22 protein-coding genes and 1 tRNA gene are annotated in these 17,603 nt (G+C 31.4%); 13 read left to right on the top strand and 10 right to left on the bottom strand.

All coding sequences use genetic code 11. From position 1 onward, the window contains the following. The first annotated feature begins 170 nt into the window (after window positions 1-170). From BVC87_RS17930 to BVC87_RS17875, 12 genes are all read left to right on the top strand, one after another. Complete coding sequence (locus BVC87_RS17930; RefSeq protein WP_075343780.1) at window positions 171-833, top strand: peroxiredoxin-like family protein; 663 nt, start codon at window positions 171-173, stop codon at window positions 831-833. Window positions 834-855: 22 nt separating this feature from the next. Continuing rightward, window positions 856-1,638 carry a DUF6503 family protein gene (locus BVC87_RS17925; protein WP_075343779.1) on the top strand — a complete coding sequence of 261 codons (783 nt, stop codon included), beginning with the start codon at window positions 856-858 and terminating at the stop codon, window positions 1,636-1,638. Window positions 1,639-1,659: 21 nt separating this feature from the next. Next, window positions 1,660-2,631, top strand: coding sequence for an alpha/beta fold hydrolase (locus tag BVC87_RS17920; protein WP_083629591.1), 972 nt, complete (start codon window positions 1,660-1,662; stop codon window positions 2,629-2,631). Window positions 2,632-2,657: 26 nt separating this feature from the next. Further along, window positions 2,658-3,389, top strand: a complete 732-nt coding sequence (locus tag BVC87_RS17915) for an SDR family NAD(P)-dependent oxidoreductase (RefSeq protein WP_083629589.1) — start codon at window positions 2,658-2,660, stop codon at window positions 3,387-3,389. A 23-nt stretch (window positions 3,390-3,412) separates the two neighbouring features. Further along, window positions 3,413-3,985, top strand: coding sequence for a carboxymuconolactone decarboxylase family protein (locus BVC87_RS17910; protein ID WP_075343778.1), 573 nt, complete (start codon window positions 3,413-3,415; stop codon window positions 3,983-3,985). 359 nt (window positions 3,986-4,344) lie between these two features. After that, the gene (locus BVC87_RS17905; protein ID WP_075343777.1) at window positions 4,345-5,487 is read left to right on the top strand and encodes a DUF5018 domain-containing protein; all 1,143 of its coding nucleotides are present in this window, start codon (window positions 4,345-4,347) and stop codon (window positions 5,485-5,487) included. Between the two features lie 402 nt (window positions 5,488-5,889). Continuing rightward, on the top strand, window positions 5,890-6,114 hold the full coding sequence (locus BVC87_RS17900; RefSeq protein WP_075343776.1) for a hypothetical protein: 225 nt from the start codon (window positions 5,890-5,892) through the stop codon (window positions 6,112-6,114). A gap of 63 nt (window positions 6,115-6,177) precedes the next feature. Continuing rightward, entirely contained in the window at window positions 6,178-6,645 is a 468-nt protein-coding gene (locus BVC87_RS17895) for an SRPBCC family protein (RefSeq protein ID WP_075343775.1), read from the top strand. Next, window positions 6,635-7,945, top strand: a complete 1,311-nt coding sequence (locus BVC87_RS17890) for a cryptochrome/photolyase family protein (RefSeq protein WP_075343783.1) — start codon at window positions 6,635-6,637, stop codon at window positions 7,943-7,945. The genes BVC87_RS17895 and BVC87_RS17890 overlap by 11 nt, the downstream gene beginning before the upstream one ends. Window positions 7,946-8,013: 68 nt before the next feature. Next, window positions 8,014-8,376: a SnoaL-like domain-containing protein gene (locus BVC87_RS17885; RefSeq protein WP_075343774.1), complete on the top strand. Its 363-nt coding sequence runs from the start codon at window positions 8,014-8,016 to the stop codon at window positions 8,374-8,376. 69 nt (window positions 8,377-8,445) lie between these two features. Then, window positions 8,446-8,520 (top strand) — tRNA-Pro (locus BVC87_RS17880). Between the two features lie 151 nt (window positions 8,521-8,671). Beyond that, window positions 8,672-9,268, top strand: coding sequence for a DUF4230 domain-containing protein (locus tag BVC87_RS17875; protein WP_083629587.1), 597 nt, complete (start codon window positions 8,672-8,674; stop codon window positions 9,266-9,268). Here BVC87_RS17875 and BVC87_RS17870 read toward each other — a convergent pair. The 7 genes from BVC87_RS17870 to pdxA all read right to left on the bottom strand — a co-directional run bounded on the left by BVC87_RS17870 (window position 9,260) and on the right by pdxA (window position 15,447). Further along, complete coding sequence (locus BVC87_RS17870) at window positions 9,260-10,498, bottom strand: 3-deoxy-D-manno-octulosonic acid transferase (protein WP_075343772.1); 1,239 nt, start codon at window positions 10,496-10,498, stop codon at window positions 9,260-9,262. The genes BVC87_RS17875 and BVC87_RS17870 overlap by 9 nt on opposite strands. A 71-nt stretch (window positions 10,499-10,569) precedes the next feature. Beyond that, window positions 10,570-11,907 (bottom strand): acetyl-CoA carboxylase biotin carboxylase subunit, encoded by a 1,338-nt coding sequence (accC, locus tag BVC87_RS17865; protein WP_075343771.1) that lies wholly within the window; start codon window positions 11,905-11,907, stop codon window positions 10,570-10,572. A 47-nt stretch (window positions 11,908-11,954) separates the two neighbouring features. Then, complete coding sequence (accB, locus tag BVC87_RS17860) at window positions 11,955-12,449, bottom strand: acetyl-CoA carboxylase biotin carboxyl carrier protein (protein ID WP_075343770.1); 495 nt, start codon at window positions 12,447-12,449, stop codon at window positions 11,955-11,957. Between the two features lie 23 nt (window positions 12,450-12,472). Continuing rightward, on the bottom strand, window positions 12,473-13,468 hold the full coding sequence (locus BVC87_RS17855; RefSeq protein ID WP_075343769.1) for a beta-ketoacyl-ACP synthase III: 996 nt from the start codon (window positions 13,466-13,468) through the stop codon (window positions 12,473-12,475). Window positions 13,469-13,603: 135 nt separating this feature from the next. Continuing rightward, complete coding sequence (rpmF, locus tag BVC87_RS17850) at window positions 13,604-13,801, bottom strand: 50S ribosomal protein L32 (protein ID WP_075343768.1); 198 nt, start codon at window positions 13,799-13,801, stop codon at window positions 13,604-13,606. 2 nt (window positions 13,802-13,803) lie between these two features. Next, the gene (locus tag BVC87_RS17845; RefSeq protein ID WP_075343767.1) at window positions 13,804-14,349 is read right to left on the bottom strand and encodes a YceD family protein; all 546 of its coding nucleotides are present in this window, start codon (window positions 14,347-14,349) and stop codon (window positions 13,804-13,806) included. 63 nt (window positions 14,350-14,412) lie between these two features. Continuing rightward, the gene (gene pdxA, locus BVC87_RS17840; RefSeq protein ID WP_075343766.1) at window positions 14,413-15,447 is read right to left on the bottom strand and encodes a 4-hydroxythreonine-4-phosphate dehydrogenase PdxA; all 1,035 of its coding nucleotides are present in this window, start codon (window positions 15,445-15,447) and stop codon (window positions 14,413-14,415) included. Window positions 15,448-15,504: 57 nt separating this feature from the next. Between pdxA and BVC87_RS17835 the strand changes: the two genes are divergently transcribed. Beyond that, window positions 15,505-16,098 carry a riboflavin synthase gene (locus tag BVC87_RS17835; protein WP_075343765.1) on the top strand — a complete coding sequence of 198 codons (594 nt, stop codon included), beginning with the start codon at window positions 15,505-15,507 and terminating at the stop codon, window positions 16,096-16,098. 73 nt (window positions 16,099-16,171) lie between these two features. Here the strand turns inward: BVC87_RS17835 and BVC87_RS17830 are convergent, their stop codons facing one another. The 3 genes from BVC87_RS17830 to BVC87_RS23500 form a co-directional block, all read right to left on the bottom strand. Beyond that, window positions 16,172-16,366: a hypothetical protein gene (locus BVC87_RS17830; protein ID WP_075343764.1), complete on the bottom strand. Its 195-nt coding sequence runs from the start codon at window positions 16,364-16,366 to the stop codon at window positions 16,172-16,174. A 142-nt stretch (window positions 16,367-16,508) separates the two neighbouring features. Next, window positions 16,509-16,730 carry a hypothetical protein gene (locus BVC87_RS17825; protein WP_075343763.1) on the bottom strand — a complete coding sequence of 74 codons (222 nt, stop codon included), beginning with the start codon at window positions 16,728-16,730 and terminating at the stop codon, window positions 16,509-16,511. A gap of 453 nt (window positions 16,731-17,183) precedes the next feature. Continuing rightward, window positions 17,184-17,330: a hypothetical protein gene (locus tag BVC87_RS23500; RefSeq protein ID WP_159439382.1), complete on the bottom strand. Its 147-nt coding sequence runs from the start codon at window positions 17,328-17,330 to the stop codon at window positions 17,184-17,186. Between the last annotated feature and the right edge of the window lie 273 nt (window positions 17,331-17,603).

Below are 17,603 nucleotides of genomic sequence, written 5' to 3'. Positions count from 1 at the left end.
TTACATAGAATTCCATTTTACTTCCTAGTAGTATAAAAATCTTGAACTAGTTCAAGATTTTGTCTTGTTGTATTTCAAGAGTATTTCCTGTCTTGGTTCATTTTTAATCAGACCTATTCAGCGGAAATTTGTAGTGTAATTATTTCTTAACAATATAAAATTTTTAGAAAATGAAAGATACTACAACAACTTCATACAAAGAAGGATTAAAAACACTAAGAGGAAGTATGTCAGATATGCTTCCTAGCGAAGTACTAGAGGTATTTGATAATGATGCAAATGCTTTACATGAAGAACATACATCTATTTTAAAACTTCGTGCAGGAGATAAGGCATATGACTTTACGCTATCTAATGCAGTTGATAAAAGCATCAACTTATATGAAATATTAAAAACAAATAGAGTTGTTCTTACATTCTACAGAGGAGTTTGGTGTCCATACTGCAATTTAATACTCAATCAATATCAAGCTATTCTCCCTGAAATTAGAGAAGCTGGTGCAACGTTAATCGCTATTTCACCACAGAATCCTGATGCTTCTTTAAGTATGAAGGAGAAAAACAACTTACAATTTGAGGTCTTAAGTGATAACGGAAACCTTATTGCCAAAGAGTACACTACAGTACATCCTAATCCTGAAAAATCATTGAAAAAAATGGGAGAATTAGGATATGATTATGATAGTTATAACTCTGATGTAAAAAGTGAATTACCAGTTCCTGCAACATTCATTATAGAAAAAGATGCCACAATATCTTTTGCAAAATCAGAAGGTGCAGATTATAGAAATCGTGTAGAACCTTCAGAAATCATTAAAGCTTTAAATAAATAATAAAACTCAAATACATAATACCATGAGAACACAAATAATTAGAATCGTATCAGTTGTACTAATATTCATTACAACGTTTTTACAAGCACAAGATGCTAGAAAATTAATAGCTAAAGTAGTAGAAGCTAATGGAGGGATTAACGGTTTACATAAGTTAAAAGATGTCTCTTTCGATTATACTTTTAAAGTAGTAAATAATAACATCGTAGATGTTTCCAAAGAGCGTTATATTTTCGAAGGAGAGGTTTCATATGCTCAGTATACCAAAAGGCAAGTATATGCACTGCCTCAATTAGAAGGAATACATACACAGTTTTTTAATGGAGCAAATACTGTTTCTAAAATAAATGGTAAAATTATCACAGATAAGCAACCTGCTTATATCGGACATGCACTAAGAAAGACTAATTACTATTGGTTTGCTATGATGTTCAAATTATTAGATCCAGGTGTTAACCATAAATCTTTACCCTCAAGAAAAGTGAATGGTATCACTTATAACATTGTTGAAATGACTTTTGGTGAAAATGTTGGGGAAACCGATGATAAATATATTCTTTACATCAATCCAGAAACGTATTTAATAGACCAATTTTTATACACTGCAAAAGGATTTGGTGTCACAACTCCAAGTTTAATGAAGGTACAGTATGAAAAAATAGGTGGGGTTTATTTATCTACATATCGCAAATATGCACCCGCAGATTGGGATGGGAATGTGATAAAAAACAACTGGACAGAACAGTTTATTAAAAATGTAAAATTCAATAACGGTTTCGATTTAGAAAATATCCAATCCATGTAATACAATTTAAAATAAACACCAATGAAAAATTTAATTCTAGGTTTATTTCTTATAAGTCTGTTTCAAATAGCTCAAAGTCAGGAAGGTTTGATAAAAGCCAAAAATGAAATAACTCATAGTGTTGTTTCATATGTAGAGACTGCTCATAGAAGTTTGGTTGTTAACGATTTAAATGTTTTCTATAGAGAAGCAGGAGATCCTTCTAAAGAAACCATTTTAATGTTACATGGTTTTCCAAGTTCCTCTCATATGTATAGAGACTTGATAAAAAAGTTAGCTAAAGATTTTCATGTAGTAGCACCAGACTATCCTGGATTTGGATTTAGCGATGCACCAACAATAAGTAAGTTCAATTATACTTTTCATAATGTGTCTTTATTAATGGATGCATTTGTAGAAAAATTGAATATAGACTCTTATTACATAATGATGCAGGATTACGGAGGACCAATAGGTTTTAGAATGGCAGTACGTAATCCTAAAAAAGTAAAAGGATTTATCATACAAAACGCCAATGCTTATTTCGAAGGATTAAGTGGAGAATGGGCACAAAAGTATAGTGCTTTATTAGAAACTGGTGATAAAGAAGGTGTACTTAAAATACAAAACTGGTGGATGTCTTTAGAAGGAATAAAGGAAATGTATTTAAATGGAGTTAAAGATCCTTCTAAAGTTGATCCTATATCCTATCTAACAGATGAAGCTTTTTTACGAAGAGTAGGTATTAATGAAATACAAATTACATTCTTAAACAACTACGGAAGCAATTTCGAGAAGTATGCAGAGTGGCAAAAATATTTGAAATACTACCAGCCACCTACAATTGTTATCTGGGGAATACATGATAAATTCTTTAGTGTTGAAGGTGCTAAAGCTTATTCTAAAGATCTTAAAAATGTAGAGACACATTTAATAGATGGAAGCCACTTTTTATTAGAGCTTCATTCTGATGAAGCTGCAAAACTCATCACAAAATTCATTAGAAAAATCTAGTTATTAATATTTAAAATTATAAAATCATGAATACAATAGAAATAAAAAATAAATCAGTCCTAATTACAGGAGCCAATCGTGGTATTGGACTTGCATTAGTAGAAAAAGCCTTGGAAAAAGGGGCTAGCAAAGTATACGCTACCTATCGTTCAGAGAATAATCGCTCAGTACTTGATAACTTAAGTGAGCGTGTAGTACCAATTCATCTTGACCTTACAGATGCTTCCACTGTAGCAAATCTATCAAAATCCGTTTTATCATTAGATGTACTTATCAACAACGCAGGTCTTTTTACAGGGATAGATGTTTTAGAAGATTCTGAAGAACAACTTCGCAACGATATAGAGACTAATGTATTTGGAACGCTTGCTGTAACAAAAGCTTTAGTTCCTGTATTAAAGAATCAAGATCCTGCAGCAGTAATCAATCTATCAAGTATTGCGGGTTTAGCTTCAATGCCGAGTTTTGGAGGATATTCAATTTCAAAAGCAGGAGTTCACTCTTTAACTCAGTCATTAAGAGGAAAATTAAAAGCTGATGGTATTTCAGTACATGGTGTGTATCCTGGTCCAGTTGCAACACGTTTAACCGAAGGTTATGATATGGAAACTACACCTGCATCGGTTGTAGCAGAAAATATTTTTGAAGGTCTTGAAAACGGTGTTGAAGATATTTTTCCTGATGGACTTTCTGAGCAAGTCGGTCCAGTATACTTAAGTTCACCTAAAACACTTGAACAAAATTTTAGTGCCTTTTAAGTTTCATTATTAAAATCAAAACAATGAAAAATAATTTCAAAATACATACAATCGAAAGTGCACCTGTAGCTTCAAAACCAATTTTGGAAGCAGCTAGAAAGAAAATGGGTTTTGTGCCAAATCTAATGGGTACTATGTCAGAATCGTCAGTAATGGTTGAAAGTTATTTAACCTTAATGGGGTTATTTGATAAATCTCGTCTTAGTGAAACAGAGCGCCAAATAATATTGATGACCAATAATCGTTTGAACGGTTGTACCTATTGCATGGCAGCTCATACCGCGGTTTCTAAGATGGCTAAGGTCGACGAAGATGTTATAGAAGCCTTAAGATCAGGTTCTGAATTAAATGATCCTAAATTAGAAGCTTTAAGACAATTTGCAATAATTGTTAATAAATCAAGAGGTTGGGTGACTGATGAGCAAGTGGCAGATTTTATTACTGCAGGATATACAAAAGAAACAGTTCTTGAAGTTATTGTAGGTACAAGTTTAAAAGTATTGTCAAATTATAGTACTCATATTATCAAACCAGAGCTAGACAAAGCATTTTTGCCAGTTGCTTGGAATCAAAAAATGGATTTAGAAATAGTATAACTAAGTATAATAGTATTAGCGGTATTGTAATATCGCTAATACTTTTAGATTGAACCTAGTGTTAAAAATTAGGTTATTGTTAATAATCCAAAGAATATATCAAAAGTCATTCTTTACACTAACGATTAATTTTTTATGTTACATAAGAGTATTTTTAAGTTAAAAAAAGAGTGCTAATTTTTCAGATGCTAAAATTGAATTCGATTTTTATTTAATATATTGATTGTTAGTTTTTTATTTTGTTTTATTTAGCTTTTAATCCCGTTGATGAAAAACTAAAAAATGTTAATAAAATAGCATATTGGAGGAATTCTTTTTTATGAATTGTTGTATGGGAAAGCAATAATTAAACATAAAATATGAAACTAATCCAACAACAATTTATCTTATTAGCATTCTTTTTAGTTCTATTTTCTTGTAGTGATGATAATGATTCAACATTGATAGAAAAAAGTACAGCCAAAGAAATTACTGATTTTACTATAGATGGAGTAAAGGCGACAATCGATAAAACTACTAAGAAGATTTCATTAAAATTAGCAAAGCAAAATTTAACAAGTCTAACACCTACAATTCAAATTTCTGATAAAGCTACAGTGAGTCCAAAATCAGGTGTAGCACAAGATTTTTCAAAAGCCGTAACTTATACTGTTACTGCTGAAGATGGTAGTAAAGAATCCTATGAAGTATCTGTTAGTAGTACAAATACACCTAAAAGTGATGCTAAAGAAATCACTGAATTTATCATAGACGGGAAAAAAGCGACAATTGATAAAACCACTAAGAAAATTACACTTAGCTTAAATAAGACCGATCTAACAAGTCTAACACCTACAATTCAAATTTCTGATAAAGCTACAGTGAGTCCAAAATCAGGTGTAGCACAAGATTTTTCAAAAGCCGTAACTTATACTGTTACTGCAGAAGATGGAACAACTACAGCTTACAATGTTTCTGTTACTGGAGCTACTACAAGCACTAATATTTCTACATTTACTCACAACGGAAAAAAATATGAAATAGTTAAAGAAGCAAAAACTTGGGAAGCTGCAGCAGCTTTCGCTGTAGGTAGAGGAGGATATTTAACAGAAGTCAATGATAAAGCAGAGCAGGATGCTATTTTTCAAGCCTTAAACAAAGCAAGTATTACCATGACTAATACAGTTGCTCCTGATGGAGGTGGAGGTGCCTATGTATGGATTGGAGGAAATGATATTACTACTGAAGGGAGTTGGGTTTGGAATGGAAATAATCAAGGTAGTGGAACTCCTTTTTGGACAGGTAATAGGACAGGTAGTGTTGTAAACAGTGCTTATGTTAATTGGGGAAGACAAACAAATAGCCCAGTAGATGCTTCATCAAAATTTAACGAACCAGATAATTTTGGTACAGGACAAGATGGATTAGCTTTATCTCTTAACGGCTGGCCTTTAGGTTTTGCTGGTCAGTGGAATGATGTTGATCACACTAATAAACTATTCTTTGTAATAGAGTTTAATTAATCATTAGATTTTTTGGTTTAAAATAATTTCCAAAATATATAAAGGGTTTGACTTTTTAGTTAAACCCTTTTTCAATTTAATATAGAAAGTGAAAACTAAGGATTTATCAAGATTATTTAAGTGTTAAACTGATCTTAATATTAGATCATTTTTTTGTTTTGTTTGATTTTTTTATACTTTTGGTGAACATTTAAGTTGGTTTATTGGAAAAATCAATGGTTGTATCATATAAAACAATCCAGTATGTATATGTAAATATGAAAGTTATGCATACATTTGTTCCCCCAAGTCTCTAATGTACTTTTTGAGAAAGAAATTTCACTTAATTTCGACTATTTGCTTGGAGATGATAAAACAAACCAGACTTAAGTTTGGAATAACCTTTAGAATTATTGAATAATTATGACATTAATAGAAAAAGCGTTAGAGTTTGAAAACCGTAAATTTAAGTTCGTTACTACCAGTGATAGAATTTTAGCTTCTAGAGAGGCTAAAGCTCTTATTTTAGAAATAAATGAAGAGTATAAAAAGAGTAAAGATGGTGAGCTTATGGATTTAATGAAAAGGCTAACGGTTGTAAAACAACGAATAGAAAAAAGACTGAAAGGCAAACCTTTAACTGCCTAGTAAATGATTATGTAAAGCTGTTAATTTCGATTAACAGCTTTTTTTATAACTTCTAATTACATTATGAAAATTTATCGTCTCGTTAAAAAACAAAATCTACCTATTTCAGTAGATAAAGCTTGGGAATTTTTATCTAGTCCTAAAAACTTAAAAATAATTACTCCGGATTATATGGGATTTAATATTGTTTCAGGTGCTGATAGACCAATGTATCCGGGTCAGATTATTCAATATGTGGTGACTCCGTTATTAGGAATTAAAACTACTTGGGTTACAGAAATTACACATGTGATGGACAAAAAGTACTTTGTAGATGAACAACGTTTTGGTCCGTATGCTTTGTGGCATCACAAACATTTCATAAAAGAAATAGATGGAGGAGTAGAAATGGAAGATATTATAGATTATAAAGTTCCTATGGGAATTTTAGGGCAATTAGTACATCCTTTTTTAGTGAAGCCAAAACTTGAAGAGATTTTTGAATATCGTCAAAAAAAATTAATAGAACTTTTTGGAGCATATAATGGATAAAGTAATTGTATTTTGGTTCAGGAGAGACTTACGACTTGATGATAACCACGGGTTGTATAAAGCATTGACTGGTGGTAAAAAAGTACTGCCAATTTTTATTTTTGATACGAATATCCTAGATAAACTTCCCAAAAAAGATGCTCGACTAGATTTTATTCATTCAAGATTAACAGAAATAAATAAAGAGTTACAAAAGTATGGAAGTACTTTACTTACATTTAAAGGAACGCCTCTTGATGTTTTTAAAGAATTAAAAACTACTTTTTCCATAGAAAGTGTTTTTTCTAATAAAGATTATGAACCCTATGCTACACAAAGGGATACTGAAGTAAAAACGTTTTTAACTTCAAATAATATTGATTTTTCACAGTTTAAAGATCATGTTATTTTTGAAGAGCAAGAAATCACTAAAGATGATGGATTACCGTATAAAGTATATACACCTTATTCAAAAAAGTGGTTATCAGTTTTCCATAAAAATAAATTAGAATTTTTTCCTTCAGAAGATCATTCCTCAAATTTTGACAACATTGAATACAAACCAGTTCTAGAAAAGAAAGAATTAGGATTTGAAGATTCGGATATAAAAATTCCAAATTATAATATCAGTACTGTTTTAATTGATGAATATGAAGCAAAACGTAATTTTCCTGGCACTGATGCAACGTCTAAACTAGGAATCCATTTGCGTTTTGGAAGTATTTCTACTCGAAAAGCAGTTGTTGAAGCATTAAAGAGTGATAATATTACATTTTTAAAAGAGTTAATTTGGAGAGAATTTTTCATGCAAATTTTATGGCATTTTCCAGATACTGTAAATAAAGCTTTTAAGCCGCAATATGATGCTATAGAATGGAGAAATAATGAAGATGATTTTACAAAATGGTGTAAAGGAGAAACAGGTTATCCATTAGTAGATGCTGGAATGCGAGAATTAAATGCTACTGGATTTATGCATAATAGAGTTCGAATGCTTGTTGGAAGTTTCTTATGTAAACATTTATTAATCGATTGGCGTTGGGGTGAAGCATACTTTGCTGAAAAGTTATTAGATTTTGAATTGGCTAGTAATATTGGTAATTGGCAATGGGTAGCTGGTTGTGGAGTAGATGCTGCGCCATACTTTAGAATTTTTAATCCGACTACGCAAATTCAAAAATTTGATAAACAGCTTGTCTATATTAAAAAGTGGGTGCCAGATTTTCAGGAGTTGACATATCCAACTCAAATAGTAGATCATAAATTTGCTAGAGAACGTTGTTTAACTACGTATAAAAAAGCCTTAGCAGTTAATTCTTAACAACTTATTAATAGCACCTGTGTTTCTTTTGGTTAACTTTAGGAGATTAACATTAAAACCAAAAAATTATGACTACACAAGAAGTGGCAAACAAATGGGCACAAATGTGCAGAGAAGGAAAGAATTTAGAATGTATTAATGAATTATACGCAGAAAATGTAGTGAGTAAAGAGATGCCTGGGGTACTTGATGGAGAGCTATTATCTGGAAAGCAAGAGGTGTATAATAAAAGCAAACAATGGCTAGAAAATGTAGTAGAATTTCATTCTAGTGAAATTACTGAACCTGTTATAGCTGATAATCATTTCAGTGCTAAAATGGCTTTTGATGTTACTTTTAAAGATAGAGGAAGACAACAAATGGATGAATTATGTGTGTTTGAAGTGAAAGATGGAAAAATTGCTAGTGAGCAATTCTTTTATACCATGTAAATACAAGAATAAAAATAGCAAAGCTCTGATTTATCAGAGCTTTTTTTATATTTGCCTTCCAAATTAATTCGGGATGTAGCTTAGTCCGGTTAAAGTGCACGGCTGGGGGCCGTGAGATCGAAGGTTCGAATCCTTTCATCCCGACTTTTTTTGAGGTTATACTACTCATTTTCTTTATAGTTATAGTAAGAAAACTCCTTATCCAATATATCTATGCTTAATTCTTCTTTGATATTAATTTTTATTTCAACGTCTATTAATTTATTAGTACTTTTCCTTCAATAAAATTGTAATTATGCGTTTTTTAAAATATTTAGCGGTTTTCTTATTAGGTTTCTTAATTGCAAAGCTTTGGTATGATAAGAAAGAAAAAAAATATCAGAGTGAAGAAATAAAAGTAATATTAGAAGGAGTTAATAATTTAAGCAAGTTAGTAGTTTCTGAAGGAAACTACTCTGAAATGTATAATTTTTCCGATACCAAAAAGTATTTGTTTGATTACGTTCAGTTTCAAAAACAGGCTATCTTATCTGTGAATGCAAAGGTTGAGGTAGGATATGATTTGTCGAAATTAGAAATACAAGTAGATAGTATTGGGAAGCAAATTATCATCAATAAAATTCCAAAAGAAGAAGTAAATATTTCACCAGATATTAAATACTTCGATTTAAAACAAAGCCAGTTTAATTCATTTTCTAAAGATGAATTCAATAAGTTAAATACCAAAGCTATTGAGAAAATAAAAGAAACTGTTGAGCTCACCAATCAGAAAAAAGAAGCTAAGACACGGTTATTTGAAGAGTTATCTAAAATCTATCAACTATCTAAAATTTATGGTTGGAAAGTGGTAGACAATACAAATACTAAAGAATTAACACTATTGTTAGACTGATCTTTTAATGTATTCTAGTATTAAATCACTAGCTCCAATGTTGTTTTGAACATATTCTTTTAATATTTTTCCCATTTTTATTCGGGTATCTAAGTTGTTTTTCAATGCTGTAAAGATTGTGGTAAAATCCTCTTTACTAAGTACAGTTTTAGCACCACCCAAGTCAATTAAATCATTGGCCTCTTGAAATTTTTGATATTTATTTGCACCGAAAACAATTGGAACTCCAAAAGTAGCAGGCTCTAAAATGTTATGTAAGCCTGTAGCTAATCCTCCTCCAATATATGCGGTATTGGCATAAGAATAAATCTTGGTAAGTAATCCAATAGTATCAATAATGAAGACTTGGTATTCTGTTAAGTTGACATTGTTTCTTTCAGAATATAAAATAGTTTTTTTGAGAATTGTTTTTCTAAGTTCTTCTATATTTTCTTTATCGATTTTATGTGGAGCAATAATAAATTTTTCATTGTCACTAGCATGAGTATTGATGTAATTAACAATGAGTTCTTCATCTTCTTTCCAGGTGCTACCTGCTACAATTGTGTAATTATTATTTTTAAAATCGTTAATAAAATCAAGTGTGTTATCCTGTTGCAAGATTTCAAAAACTCGATCAAAACGAGTGTCTCCAGAAACAGTAACATTAGTTTTATTGATATGATTTAATAGTTTTTTAGAGTTTTCATTTTGAACAAAGAAATGATCAAATGTGTTCAAAAACTTACGCATCCATTTTCCATAGGACTTAAAAAATAATTGCTCTTCTCTAAAAATCCCTGAAACTAGAATAGTTTTAGTATTGTTCTTTTGTAATTGATTTAGCAGATTAGGCCAGAATTCATATTTGACTATAATAGCTAATTCTGGGTGTGTTTGTTGAATGAATTTTTGCACTCTTCTTTTACTATCAAAAGGTAAGTAACAGACTACATCGGCTAAATCATAGTTTTTTCGAATTTCATATCCAGAAGGAGAGAAAAAAGTAAGGACTATTTTATGATTTGGATAGTTAGATTTTAGTTTTTCTATAATTGGCCTACCTTGTTCAAATTCACCCAAAGAAGCAGCATGAACCCAAAAAACACGATCTTCTTTTGTAATGATTTTTAGTTTGTCAAATGTTTTTTTTCTTCCATGAACAAATAACTTTATTTTTGGGTTAAATAAGGCGATTATTTGAAGAAAAAAGTAAACAATATGAATTATGATGTTGTAAAAGAAAATCATGTTGTAAAAGTATCAAATAAAAAAATCAGTGACAAAAGCCACTGATTTGAATTATAGTTTAAGATAAAGTATTATTTAATCTCAAAGTCTTCCATAAATTTGGTAGTATAATTACCAGCAACATAATCCGGGTGATCCATTAGTTGTCTATGGAAAGGAATAGTCGTTTTAATTCCTTCAATAATATATTCATCTAAAGCACGCTTCATTTTGTTAATTGCCTCTTCACGTGTTTGTGCAGTTACAATTAATTTAGCGATCATAGAATCATAGTTTGGTGGAATTGTATATCCAGCATATGAATGCGTATCTATACGTACACCATGTCCACCTGGTTCATGATAAGAAGTGATCTTACCAGGAGATGGTCTAAAGTTCTTATGAGGATCTTCAGCATTAATTCTACATTCAATTGAGTGTAACTGAGGGAAATAATTTTTTCCTGAAATTGGCACACCTGCAGCAACTAAGATTTGCTCACGAATTAAATCGTAATCCACAACCTCTTCAGTAATTGGATGCTCTACTTGGATACGAGTATTCATCTCCATAAAGTAGAAATTACGGTGCTTGTCTACTAAAAACTCAACCGTTCCTGCACCTTCATACTTAATATATTCTGCTGCTTTTACAGCTGCTTCACCCATTGCATTTCTCAATTCATCAGTCATGAATGGAGAAGGAGTTTCTTCAGTTAATTTTTGGTGACGACGTTGTACAGAACAATCTCTTTCAGATAAATGACACGCTTTTCCAAAAGAATCACCAATAATTTGAATCTCAATATGTCTTGGCTCTTCAATTAATTTCTCCATGTACATTCCGTCATTACCAAATGAAGCTTTAGCTTCCATTCTAGCAGAATCCCATGCTGGTTTTAAATCTTCAACGTTCCAAACTGCACGCATTCCTTTACCACCACCACCAGCGGTAGCTTTCAGCATTACAGGGAATCCCATATCAGTAGCTATTTTCTCTGCTTCTTCATATGAGTCTAAGATTCCTTCAGATCCTGGAATACAAGGTACACCTGCAGCAATCATAGTTGCTTTAGCTGTAGCTTTGTCTCCCATTTTAGAGATCATTTCTTCACTAGCTCCAATAAATTTAATATCGTGCTCTTCACACAATTTAGAGAATTTAGCATTTTCAGAAAGGAAACCATAACCTGGATGGATTGCATCTGCGTTTGTAATTTCTGCAGCAGCGATAATTCGATCCATTTTTAAATAAGACTCGTTACTAGGAGCAGGTCCAATACAAACAGCCTCATCAGCAAATCTAACATGTAAACTTTCAGCGTCTGCTTTAGAGTACACAGCTACTGTTTTAATACCCATTTCTTTACAGGTACGAATTACACGAAGTGCAATTTCACCTCTATTGGCAATTAATATCTTTTTAAACATAGTTGTATGTGTTTAGTTAGCTCAATCGTTTGAACTATAAGATCTAATTAAGATGGATCAACTAAGAATAAAGGTTGATCAAATTCAACAGGAGATGAATCATCTACTAATACTTTTACTATTTTTCCTGAAACTTCAGATTCAATCTCATTGAATAATTTCATTGCTTCAATAATACATACTGTATCTCCTGCTTTTATTTCAGAACCAACTTCTACAAATGAAGGCTTGTCTGGAGAAGGCTTACGGTATAATGTACCGATAATTGGAGATTTTATAGTAACGTATTTAGAATCGTCTTCTTTTGCTGCAGCAGGAGCATTAGTTGTTGGTGCTGCTGTTTCAACTACTGGTTGTGCTACCGGAGGAGCCGCAACAACTTGTGGTGCAGCAGCTATAGGTGCAGCTTGTATAATTTTTGTTTCAGATACTTCAGAACCAGTTTTGATTGTGATCTTAACATCATCCATTTCTAGCTTTACCTCGCTAGCTCCAGATTTAGCTACGAACTTAATAAGATTTTGGATTTCTTTAATGTCCATTGTTTATAATTTTAGTTGATTTGTTATCCATTATATGCCCATTTCAGGTAAATAGCTCCCCATGTGAAGCCACCACCAAAGGCCGCAAAAATTAAATTATCACCTTTTTTAAGTTCTTTTTCATAGTCCGCTAATAAAAGTGGTAGTGTAGCAGAAGTAGTGTTCCCATATTTATATATGTTCATCATTACCTTCTCTTCATCTAAACCTATTCTATTAGCAGTTGCTTCAATTATTCTTTTGTTAGCTTGATGTGGAACTAACCAATTCACAGTGTCTTTGGTTAAGTTATTACGTTCCAATATTTTTTCAGAAACATCAGCCATGTTAGAAACTGCAAACTTGAATACAGTTCTTCCTTCTTGATGTACATAATGTTGTCCGTTCTTTACTGTTTCTTCACTTGGAGGTAAAATAGATCCTCCAGCATCAATTTTCAAAAACTCTCTTCCTACACCATCACTACGTAAATATTCGTCTTGAAAACCTAAACCTTCTTCATTAGGTTCAAATAAAACAGCACCAGCACCATCACCAAAAATGATACAAGTGGCTCTATCTGTATAATCGATTATTGAAGACATTTTATCAGCTCCAATTAATAATACTTTCTTATATCGACCAGATTCAACATAAGTTGAAGCTACTGACATACCATATAAAAAGCTTGAGCATGCTGCTTGTAAATCGTAAGCGAATGCATTTGTAGCGCCGATTTCAGTAGCGGTAAAAACAGCAGTTGAAGCCACTAACATATCTGGTGTAGCTGTAGCAACAATTACCAAATCAATCTCTTTAGGATCAATATTGTTTTTAGCTATTAAATCTTGAGCTGCTCTGGTAGCCATAAATGAAGTACCAGCGCCTTCTTCTTTAAGAATTCTTCTTTCTTTAATTCCTGTTCTTGTAGTAATCCACTCGTCATTTGTATCTACCATAGTTTCTAACTCTTGGTTAGTTAAAATGTATTCTGGTAGATATTTACCTACTGCTGTAATTGCTGCAGTTATTTTAGTCATGCTTGTTACTTATAGTAAATTTAGTTTTCAAAAGTAGTGATTTTTTTTTCACTTTTTAACGAAAAAAACGCCAAAAACTAAGGTTTTTGACGTTAAATACGTTAAAGTTTAGAATTTTAAATTCTATTAAAAACTCTAAGCTTCAGCTTCTTCAGTAGAATCGATAACTACCTGACCTCTGTAGTATAGTTTACCTTCGTGCCAGTGAGCTCTGTGGTATAAGTGTGCTTCACCAGTAGTTGGATCTACTGCAATCTGTGGTAAAGTTGCCTTATAGTGAGTTCTTCTTTTATCTCTTCTTGTTTTTGATATTTTTCTCTTAGGATGTGCCATTATTACGTGTTTTTTCCTGTTAGTAAATCTTTTAACTTATCCCATCTTGGGTCAGTCGTACTTTTATTATCAACTGTTTTTTCCTTATTAATTTCTAGTTCTTTTAATTTTTTTAATGTGTCAGATTCCATGGTTCCATTTAAAACATCTGGATGAATTCTTTTAGAAGGAACTGACAGCACTATTAACTCATAAATATATTGTGCAACATTAAGTTGGTACTCTTCATGAGGCAAAATTAAAATTTCATCATCTTCATCATTAAATTCTGGACCAAATTTTACAATCAACTTAAATTTACCTTCTAAGTCTTGGTTATACGGTTCGCTTGTAATATCACAAGGAACATTAACGTAACCATTTGCTGTAAAAATCAATTCCATTAATGTACTTTTTTTAACAAAGTCAATGTGTATGTTCACGTTAGCTTCGTTAAACTCTTCGAATTGAAATTTCGTAAAGAACGTGTTATCAATTTGATATGTAAACTCGTGGTTTCCTTCTTTTAAACCGACAAAAGAAATGTTATATTCTTTTAAATCTTTCATTTACACTATCAATTTGAGGGCGCAAATATAATAAAATGTTTTGTAATACGGAATAAATAAATTTTATTTTGATTTTAATCTATTTGATTCTAACTCAATATTTTCATTTCTGTTTTTGAAAATTTGAAGAGAACTAAACAAAGCTTCTTTAAATGAATCGGTATTCGCTTTATTTTTTCCAGCAATATCAAAACCAGTTCCATGATCAGGGGAAGTTCTTATTTTATCTAAACCTGCGGTAAAATTAACTCCATTTCCAAAAGATAATGCCTTAAAAGGTGCTAAACCTTGATCATGATACATGGCCAAAATACCATCAAATTGCTCGTACGTTTTAGAGCCAAAGAAACCATCAGCAGCGTATGGACCAAAAACCATTTTACCTGTTTTCTTAATTTCTTCTACAGTAGGCCTAATAATTTCATCATCTTCTTTGCCCATTACACCTTTATCACCGCAATGAGGATTCAATCCTAAAATAGCAATCTTAGGTTTTCCAATATTAAAGTCTTGTTTTAAAGACTTGTGCATAATATTTACTTTTTGAGTAATCAATTCTGGAGTGATCGTTTCAGAAATCTTAGATACAGGGATATGTCCAGTAATTAAACCAATACGTAAACCTTCGTTCATTAAAATCATTAAACTTTCTCCTTCCAGCTCAGCCTCTAGAAATTCTGTATGCCCAGGAAAATTAAATTCTTCAGATTGAATATTTTCTTTATTAATAGGTGCCGTAAGTAATAGGTCTATTTTGTTTTCTTTTAAGGCACTTACTGCTTGCGATAGCGATTTAAGCGCGTATTTGCCTCCCAAAGGTGTTGTTTTTCCGATTTCAACCTTTACTTCTTCTTTCCAAATGTTTAACAAGTTTACTTTTCCGTGAACTATTTTATCTAATGATTGAATTCCGTGTATACTTGTATTTACATTAAGCGCTTTTTTATGGAAAGAAATTACTTTATTAGACCCAAAAATAACAGGAGTGCAAAAATCTAACATTCTCTTATCTTCAAATGTTTTTAAAATTACTTCTATTCCTATTCCATTTATATCTCCAATTGAAATACCTGCAATAATTTTATTAGATTTTTCCATATTTAGGTTAGTGATGTTGTATTTTTGATGCTAACAAAAGTAACTAAATTTTAAGGAATGTTCACTGGTATTATTGAAACCCTAGGAGTGGTAACTAAATTGGAAAAAGAACAAGAGAATTTACATATTTCTTTAGAAAGTGAGATTACTCAAGAATTAAAGATAGATCAGAGTGTTGCTCACAATGGTGTATGTTTAACAGTGGTTGGAATTAATGGAAAAGAGTATACAGTTACAGCAATTAAAGAGACTATTGATAAAACGGCTGTAGGTGATTGGGTAGTAGGGGAGCAAGTAAATTTGGAAAGAGCTATGAAGTTAGGAGATCGACTAGACGGGCATATTGTTCAAGGTCATGTCGATGAAACAGGAGTTTGTAAGCGTATTGAAGATGCAGAAGGAAGTACTATTTTTACTTTTGAATATAACTCAAATAGTGAAAACATTACGATTGAAAAAGGGTCAATTACAGTTAACGGAGTAAGTTTAACAGTAGTAAATTCTAAGAAGAACGAATTTAGTGTAGCTATTATACCGTATACTTTAGAACATACCATGTTTAAAAACTTAAAGATAGGAACTATAATTAATCTGGAGTTTGATGTATTAGGTAAATATGTAGCTAGATTACATGGTTTTAAGAGTGCTTAAAATTTGAATATATAAAATAATGTGTATTGAGAAAGAAATGAGGAATTTTGAATTCCTCATTTCATTTTACGGTTTAATAGTTAATCCAACCGCCTTGACCATCACATACTCCTGGACAATGTGGAGGTCCACATTTAATTGTAGTAGTTGCCGTCGGACATACTTCTGAACACAGTCCGATTCTGATAATTAATTCGCGACCTCCAGCGATTTCTAATTGTTCTGCTTTATCTAAAGCTTTTCCAATGGTTAAAATGGATTTTTTCATAAAAACTTAATTTAAGTTGAAAAATTCCTTGAACATTTAAAGACACTCAAGGTTTGTGTCTGTTTTGCGAAAGAATATTGTAGTATTAGTTTATGTATTGTAAACCACTAGTATTTTCTTTTTAATTAAAAAAGAAATTCAACTACGCGTAAATAGGAGTTCCTCCACCGCTACCACCACAGTTTGGATGGTTTGGTATTATTGCAGGAAAATTTAAATAACAATAATTGCCTTGTCCGCCAACTAAAACATAATTTCTTCCATTACAACGGTACCTGCAGAAATTTAAAAGTTCGCCTCCGTTAATTTTTTGTTGTTCTTTCTTATCTAAAGTTTTTCCAATATTTACAATTGATTTTTTCATGATGAAAGTTTAAAAATTGATTAACCCCTTGAACATTTAAAGCACTCAAGGTTTGCGTCTATTTCTCGCGAAAGAATATTGTATAAAGATGTCAATTATTAGGTTTTATAGATATGTTCCTCTAAAACTTGATTTAGTACCATAAGAAGTGAAAAAAAATAATTATGAATTCTTCAGACAGTATAAAAAAGGTTTGTATTGACTGTGTAGAGGAGATAAAACATGGAGTTTGATTTCAAACTCCATGTTTTAAGCTTTATAAGTTTTTAGACTTATATACTAACCTGCAACATAGCAAATACCTATGCCTACAACAATGCAATATTTGTCGTTTATTTTAGGGCAAGAAGGAATTGTACTACATATACCGATGCCACCATTAATTTTTTGTAAATGCTTTTTACTGATCGGTGTACCTAAGTTTAAAATTGACTTTTTCATCATTACACGATTTTAAGTTTCACAATAGCAAGCTGGTCTAAGAATTAAATATTCCCACGTTTGGCAAATAGCGTAAGAACATGGAGGGGTTCCTCCATTAATTGTTTTTTGTTGAGTTTTGTTTAAGGTTTTTCCTAATGTTAAGATTGATTTTTTCATCGTAAAAGATTTAAAAATTGATTAAACCCTCGAACATTTAAAGACACTCAAGGTCTGTGTCTATTTCTCGCGAAAGAATATTTTGCAAACACTTTTGAATAAGTGTCAGATTGTATATAAATACGTTCCTTAATACTATGATTTAGTACTATTTAAAATGATTTGTTTTTGAAATAAATAGTGTTATAATAGAAAAAGCCTCTTTTCAGAGGCTTTGGAATACTTTTAAGAATGGAAGGAGAGTATTCGGGGAAGTTTCGATTACTAATTTAT

The organism is Tenacibaculum agarivorans (genome assembly GCF_001936575.1).
Classification (GTDB): domain Bacteria; phylum Bacteroidota; class Bacteroidia; order Flavobacteriales; family Flavobacteriaceae; genus Polaribacter; species Polaribacter agarivorans.
The sequence above is the reverse complement of the archived record's forward strand: the minus strand, read 5'-3'. Positions and strand labels throughout refer to the sequence as shown.

Coding starts and splice junctions, on each gene's coding strand:
- BVC87_RS17930 (WP_075343780.1), top strand. CDS start 171: ATGAAAGATACTACAACAACTTCATACAAAGAAGGATTAAAAACACTA.
- BVC87_RS17925 (WP_075343779.1), top strand. CDS start 856: ATGAGAACACAAATAATTAGAATCGTATCAGTTGTACTAATATTCATT.
- BVC87_RS17920 (WP_083629591.1), top strand. CDS start 1,660: ATGAAAAATTTAATTCTAGGTTTATTTCTTATAAGTCTGTTTCAAATA.
- BVC87_RS17915 (WP_083629589.1), top strand. CDS start 2,658: ATGAATACAATAGAAATAAAAAATAAATCAGTCCTAATTACAGGAGCC.
- BVC87_RS17910 (WP_075343778.1), top strand. CDS start 3,413: ATGAAAAATAATTTCAAAATACATACAATCGAAAGTGCACCTGTAGCT.
- BVC87_RS17905 (WP_075343777.1), top strand. CDS start 4,345: ATGAAACTAATCCAACAACAATTTATCTTATTAGCATTCTTTTTAGTT.
- BVC87_RS17900 (WP_075343776.1), top strand. CDS start 5,890: ATGACATTAATAGAAAAAGCGTTAGAGTTTGAAAACCGTAAATTTAAG.
- BVC87_RS17895 (WP_075343775.1), top strand. CDS start 6,178: ATGAAAATTTATCGTCTCGTTAAAAAACAAAATCTACCTATTTCAGTA.
- BVC87_RS17885 (WP_075343774.1), top strand. CDS start 8,014: ATGACTACACAAGAAGTGGCAAACAAATGGGCACAAATGTGCAGAGAA.
- BVC87_RS17875 (WP_083629587.1), top strand. CDS start 8,672: ATGCGTTTTTTAAAATATTTAGCGGTTTTCTTATTAGGTTTCTTAATT.
- BVC87_RS17870 (WP_075343772.1), bottom strand. CDS start 10,498: ATGATTTTCTTTTACAACATCATAATTCATATTGTTTACTTTTTTCTT.
- accC (WP_075343771.1), bottom strand. CDS start 11,907: ATGTTTAAAAAGATATTAATTGCCAATAGAGGTGAAATTGCACTTCGT.
- accB (WP_075343770.1), bottom strand. CDS start 12,449: ATGGACATTAAAGAAATCCAAAATCTTATTAAGTTCGTAGCTAAATCT.
- BVC87_RS17855 (WP_075343769.1), bottom strand. CDS start 13,468: ATGACTAAAATAACTGCAGCAATTACAGCAGTAGGTAAATATCTACCA.
- rpmF (WP_075343768.1), bottom strand. CDS start 13,801: ATGGCACATCCTAAGAGAAAAATATCAAAAACAAGAAGAGATAAAAGA.
- BVC87_RS17845 (WP_075343767.1), bottom strand. CDS start 14,349: ATGAAAGATTTAAAAGAATATAACATTTCTTTTGTCGGTTTAAAAGAA.
- pdxA (WP_075343766.1), bottom strand. CDS start 15,447: ATGGAAAAATCTAATAAAATTATTGCAGGTATTTCAATTGGAGATATA.
- BVC87_RS17835 (WP_075343765.1), top strand. CDS start 15,505: ATGTTCACTGGTATTATTGAAACCCTAGGAGTGGTAACTAAATTGGAA.
- BVC87_RS17830 (WP_075343764.1), bottom strand. CDS start 16,366: ATGAAAAAATCCATTTTAACCATTGGAAAAGCTTTAGATAAAGCAGAA.
- BVC87_RS17825 (WP_075343763.1), bottom strand. CDS start 16,730: ATGAAAAAATCAATTGTAAATATTGGAAAAACTTTAGATAAGAAAGAA.
- BVC87_RS23500 (WP_159439382.1), bottom strand. CDS start 17,330: ATGAAAAAATCAATCTTAACATTAGGAAAAACCTTAAACAAAACTCAA.